General features: G+C 72.9%; 3 protein-coding genes. 2 read left to right on the top strand and 1 reads right to left on the bottom strand.

Annotation, left to right across the window (positions count from 1 at the left end):
• Positions 1-438: 438 nt before the first annotated feature.
• Together ACIF6L_RS37880 and ACIF6L_RS37885 are read left to right on the top strand one after the other, a co-directional pair.
• Positions 439-1,878: an RICIN domain-containing protein gene (locus ACIF6L_RS37880; RefSeq protein ID WP_396491353.1), complete on the top strand. Its 1,440-nt coding sequence runs from the start codon at positions 439-441 to the stop codon at positions 1,876-1,878.
• A gap of 89 nt (positions 1,879-1,967) precedes the next feature.
• Positions 1,968-4,448, top strand: coding sequence for an RICIN domain-containing protein (locus ACIF6L_RS37885; RefSeq protein ID WP_396491352.1), 2,481 nt, complete (start codon positions 1,968-1,970; stop codon positions 4,446-4,448).
• Positions 4,449-4,526: 78 nt separating this feature from the next.
• On the opposite strand, the gene ACIF6L_RS37890 is transcribed toward ACIF6L_RS37885, so the two are convergent.
• Positions 4,527-5,588, bottom strand: coding sequence for a LacI family DNA-binding transcriptional regulator (locus ACIF6L_RS37890; RefSeq protein WP_396491351.1), 1,062 nt, complete (start codon positions 5,586-5,588; stop codon positions 4,527-4,529).
• Between the last annotated feature and the right edge of the window lie 412 nt (positions 5,589-6,000).

The raw sequence follows: 6,000 nt of genomic DNA on the forward strand, positions 1-6,000 counted from the left end.
CCGCCGGACAGCACTCCGAGACTCTCCGTCGACCGCTTGTTTGCGCCAACATCCCCGCGACGGACGCGCTGGGGGCGCCGACAGACGGTTACTCCCCGGTCATCCTCCGGACGCCGCGGACGGGACGACGGGACTGCCCACAAGGCCGCCCCCGGCCTGTCGATCCGGCGCGCAAGCTCCTTCACCGGGAATGAGTGCCCCTGCGCCGCGCCGCTCCACCGGCCCGCCGTCCTCGACCCCGCACGACGAAATTCCACCCCCACCCAAGATGCCCGCACGACAGTCCCGCCCCCACCGCATTCGCCGTGCGCGGGAACTCGACGTCAGGCATGCCCTGGAACAGGGTGCCTGACAGCACGTCGACCCTGGCAGTTCCGCGCCACCAGGACCGGACGCGGCCGTCACGCGCGCATCTGCGAGACCCAGAGGTATGAAGTCATGCCGCGATTGAGAACAATCCTGTTCGGCGCCCTGCTGGCGCTGCTCCTCCCCCTCTTCCAGGGCGTCGGCACCGCCCAGGCGGCCACGGTGACGATCACCAACGGCACCCAGTTCGCCGACACCGCCGGGAACCCGGTGCACGCCCACGGCGGCGGCGTCATCAAGGTCGGCACGTACTACTACTGGTTCGGCGAGGACCGCAACACCGACAACACCTTCCGCTATGTCTCCAGCTACCGCTCCAGCGACCTCCGGACCTGGGAGTTCCGCGGCCACGTGCTGAGCCAGGCCACCGACCCGGAGCTGCAGTACGCCGTGATCGAGCGGCCCAAGGTGATGTACAACGCCGCCACCGGCCAGTTCGTCATGTGGATGCACAAGGAGAACGGCGCGGACTACGGCGAGGCCCGGGCCGCGGTGGCCGTCTCCTCCACGGTCGACGGCAGCTACACCTGGCGCGGCAGCTTCCGGCCGCTGGGTGAGATGTCCCGTGACATCACCACCTTCGTGGACGACGACGGCACGGGGTACATGATCTCCGCCGCCAACGAGAACCGGGACCTGCACGTCTACCGGCTCACCGCCGACTACACCGGCATCGACGCCCAGGTGCAGAGCCTGTGGAACGGCCAGTCCCGCGAGGCGCCGGCGATGTTCAAGCGCGACGGCGTCTACTTCCTGCTCTCCTCCCACGCCACCGGCTGGGCGCCCAACCAGCAGAAGTACGGCACCGCCACCAGCGTCACCGGCTCCTGGAGCGACCTCCAGGACATCGGCGACTCCGTCACCTACTCCAGCCAGACCGCCTTCGTGCTGCCCGTCCAGGGCAGCGGCGGCACCGGCTACCTGTACATGGGCGACCGCTGGGGCAACGCCAGCGGCGGGACGGTCAACGACTCCCAGTACGTCTGGCTGCCGCTGACGTTCCCGACCGCCACCACCATGACCATGGGCTACTCCCCGCAGATCACCGTGAACGCCGCCACCGGCGTCGTCGCCGGCATGAAGGCCACCTGGGAGAGCCTGACGGGCCGCCAGAGCGGCAAGTGCGTCGACGTGCGGGACTACTCCTTCGCCCGGGCGGGCCAGCTCATCCAGTGGGGTTGCGGCAACGGCGCCAACCAGAACTTCTGGATCAAGAACCTCGGCACCGGCTACGCCCAGATCATGGCCCGACACAGCGGACAGTGCCTCGACATCGCCGACGCGTCGACCGCCGACGGCGCGCTCGCCGTCCAGAACCCCTGCGACGGCCGGCCGTCCCAGCAGTGGCAGGTCCAGAAGGTCACCGGTGCCACGGGCTACGTCCGCCTGATCGCCCGGCACAGCGGCAAGTGCCTGGACGTGACCAACCAGTCCACCGCCGACGGCACCGCGCTGGAGCAGTGGACCTGCGGTACCGGTACCAACCAGCAGTGGAAGCGCACCACCGTCTGACCGGAGCCCCCCGACGAAGCCCCTCCACCACAACCGTGTCCGGCGGAGGGGCTTCGCCCTGCCCGACCACCATCAGCCCAGGAGGACCCGTGTCCCTGCGCAAGCAACCCACCGACCGCGCCGGCAGAGCCCGCACCCGCCGGTCACGCACCGGCCTCGGCGCCGTCGTCACCGCCGCCGCGGCCCTGGCCGCCGGCACGCTGAGCGCCCCGCCGGCCTTCGCCGACGCCGCCGCCGCGCACGTCACCGTCCGGCTCGACCCCGGCTACCAGCAGCAGCCGTTCCAGGGCTGGGGAACCTCCCTCGCCTGGTTCGCCAACGTCACCGGCGGGTGGCCGGAGGCCGAACGCTCCCAGCTCGCCGACGACCTCTTCGGCCCGTACGGCCTCGGCTTCACCGTCGCCCGCTACAACATCGGCGGCGGCGACAGCCCCGAGACGACGCCCTACCTGCGCCCGGGCGCCGCCGTGCCGGGGTACTGGAACCGCCCCGCGGCGTTCGGCCCGCCGGCCTCCGGCACCGCCGGCTGGACCGAGCCCGCCGACTGGTGGAACCCCGCCGACCCCACCCACTGGAACGCCGCCGCCGACGCCAACCAGCAGTGGTGGCTCAAGGCCGCGAAGACCCGCGGCGCGGACACCTTCGAGGCCTTCTCCAACTCCGCGCCCTACTTCATGACCAGGAGCGGGCTGGTCTCCGGCGCGGCCAACAGCTGGGAGGACAACCTCCGCCCCGACCAGTACGACCGCTTCGCCGCCTACCTGGCCGGGTCCCTGCAGCGGGCCCAGACCGCCACCGGCGTGACCTTCGGCGCCCTCTCCCCGATGAACGAGCCGAGCACCTCCTACTGGGGCGCCGGCGGCAGGCAGGAGGGCTCCCACTGGGACGTCGCCTCGCAGGCCCACATGGTCACCGCGCTGCGCGGCGCACTGGACGCGGCCGGCGTGAGCACCCCGGTCTCGGCGATGGACGAGACCAGGCCCGACCTGTTCCGCTCCGACTGGGACTCCTACGCACCGGCGGTGCGCTCGACCGTGGGCAAGCTCAACACCCACACGTACGAGACCGGCGGCCGCACCGGGGCGCGCGACATCGCCAAGGGCGCCGGCAAGCCGCTCTGGATGTCCGAGGTCGACCTCGGGGGCACCGTCCCGCAGAGCTTCACCGACATGTCGCCCGCCCTCGACTTCGCCCAGCACGTCACCGACGACATCCGGGAGCTGGAGCCGAGCGCCTGGGTGATGTGGCAGGCCGTCGAGGACTACGCCAATATGACGCCCGCCCACGAGAACGCCAACTGGGGCCTCGTCCAGGTGGACTTCACCTCCACGAACCCGGGCGCCGAGCCGATCCGCAAGAACAAGAAGTACTGGGCCATGGCCAACTACAGCCGCTTCATCCGGCCCGGGGCCCGGGTGATCACCACCGACTCCGCGAACGCCCTCGCCGCCCTGCGCCCCGGCGGCACGGGCACGGTGGCGGTCTACACCAACCCCACCGGCGCGCCGCAGAGCGTCACCCTCGACCTGGCGGCCTTCCAGAGCGTCAGCACCACCACCCCCGTCGAGCGCTACACCACCGACGCCGGAAAGAATCTGGAGCGCGACGGCGACCTGCGGGCCACCGCCGCCAAGACGCTCACCACCACGGTGGGCCCGGGCTCGGTGACCACCTTCGTCATCCCCGGCGCCACCGGCACCGACGCCGCGGTGACCGCCGCCGCCCCCACCGGGCAGGTGCGGCAGCTCGTCAACGACAACAGCGGCCTGGCGCTGTCGGCGGCCGCGAGCGCACAGGGCGGCCCCGTCCAGCACCCCGCCGACCCGGCCGACCCGGCGCAGCAGTGGAAGTTCACCAAGGTCTCCGGCGGCTCCGACAACACGGCCGCCTACCGCCTGACCAACACGGCGAACGGCAAGGCCCTGACCGCCACGGCCACCCCGGGCACGCTCGGCTTCGCGGCGGCCAACTCGTCCGCGCAGCAGCTGTGGATGCTCTCCACCAACGGCGACGGCCACGGCACCCTGGTCAACAAGGCGACGGGCGACCTGCTCGACGTCACGGGCGCGTCCACGGGTGACGGGGCTCCGGTGGGGGTCTACCGGCCCACGACCGGGAGCAACCAGTCCTGGAACCTGCGCAGCGCGGCCCCCGACAGCTGGAAGGCGCTCCAGCTGCGGAGCAGCGGCAAGTGCGCCGACGTCCCCGGCGCCCCCGGTACGGCCGGCGCGCCCGCCGTGCAGTCCACCTGCAACGGCGCCTCCGGCCAGCAGTGGTCGCTGCGGGCGAGCAGCCCCGGCTACGTGAACGTGGTCGCGCGGGGCAGCGGGCAGTGCCTGGACGTCACCGAGGCCTCGACCGCCGACGGCGCCCCGCTGGTGCGGTACACCTGCAACGGCGGCGCCAACCAGGAGTGGTCGGTGCGCAGCACGGGCAGCGGCTACCTCACCCTGCTGGCGCGGCACAGCGGGAAGTGCCTGGACATCTCGGGGGCCTCGACCGCCGACGGCGCCCCGCTGGTGCAGAACACCTGCGGCGGCGGCCGCAGTCAGCAGATCAAGCTGAGCTGACGGCCGGGTGCCGGGCCGCGGACGGTGATCACCGTCCGCGGCCCGGCACCCGTGGTGCGCCCGGGAGGCCTGCGGTGCTCAGGCCCGGCCGGTGGCCGGGGGGCGGGTCGAGCTGGACCGGACGAGCAGGTGAGGTGTGACGGAGACGGGCTCCGTCCCGGCGCGCTGTCCGCCCGGCGGGTCGATCCGGTCAAGGAGGAGGGCGACGCACTGGCGGCCGACCTCCTCGAAGTCCTGGCGGACGGTGGTCAGCGGGGGCGCGAAGTACGCCGATTCCGGGACGTCGTCGAATCCCACCACGCTGACGTCCTCCGGGACCCGGCGGCCCGCCTCGCGCAGGGCCAGCGACAGGCCCAGGGCCATGTGGTCGTTGGCGGCGAAGACGGCGGTGACCTCGGGGCGGGCGGCCAGCTCCCGGCCGAGCTCGTACCCGGAGGCGGCGGTCCAGTCGCCCAGGGCGAGGGGCGGGACGGGGGCGCCGGCCTCCTTGAGCGTGCTGTGCCAGGCGGCGGCGCGCCGGCGCGCCGCGTAGGAGTCCTGCGGGCCGCCGATGTGCCAGACGGTGCGGTGGCCGAGGTCGAGGAGGTGGCGGGTGGCCGCGATCGCGCCGGCGGCCTGGTCGGTGTCCACCGAGGGGAAGCGGCGTTCGGGGTCGCCGTCGGCGACGACCACCGGGACGCCGGAGGAGATGTCGAAGCCACGCCGGTCGAGGATCTGCGCCTCGATGACGATCAGGCCGTCCACGGCCTGGTCGGTGAGCTGGCGGACGGCCTGCTGCACGGCGTCCTCGGTCTGGGCCTCGGCGCAGACCACGTTCACCGAGTACCCGGCCGCCTGGGCGGCGCGGGAGATGGCGGCCAGGGTGCGGGCGTTGCCCTGGGCGGCGATGTCGAAGGTGACCACACCGAGGGCGTGGAAGCGCCCGAGGGTGAGGGCCCGGGCGGCACTGTTGCGCTGGTAACCCAGCATCCGCATGGCGGACAGGACCCGGTCACGCGTCTCGGGCTCCACGTTGGGGCGGTGGTTGGCCACGCGGGAGACCGTTTGGGAGGAGACGCCCGCGAGCGCGGCGACGTCCGCCTGGGACGGCGGGCGCGGCTTGCCGCGGGTGGTGCTGCCGGGCGTCACGCTGTGGTCCATACCGGTCCGTTCTCTCGTGTCTGCGTGAACATCGTAGACGGTGCGCCGCCCGGGGCCACCGGCCCAGGTCCTGGGAATGCGCTGAGAAAAGGAGGCTGCCGGCCCCGCCCGCCCGTAAGGAGGCGGGGGAACCGGCAGCCGGTGGCGGCGCGGCCGACCCTCAGCGGCGCGCCGCCGGTCCGCCCTCCCGGGAAGCCGCGGACGCCACAGCCATGGGGCGGCCGCTGTCCGGCTCCGCGAGGGGACGGAGGATCAGGGGGTTGGAGGGTGGCAGGCCTCAGGCGGGGAGGCCGATGGCGCGTTCGCCGTTGCGGCGCTGCTGGATGACGACGGCGGCGACGAGGAGGGCTCCTTGGGCGACGTTCTGCCAGAAGGAGTTGATGCCTTCGACGGTGAGGCCGTTCTCGAGGCA

Source organism: Kitasatospora sp. NPDC086009 (genome assembly GCF_044540385.1).
GTDB lineage: Bacteria > Actinomycetota > Actinomycetes > Streptomycetales > Streptomycetaceae > Kitasatospora.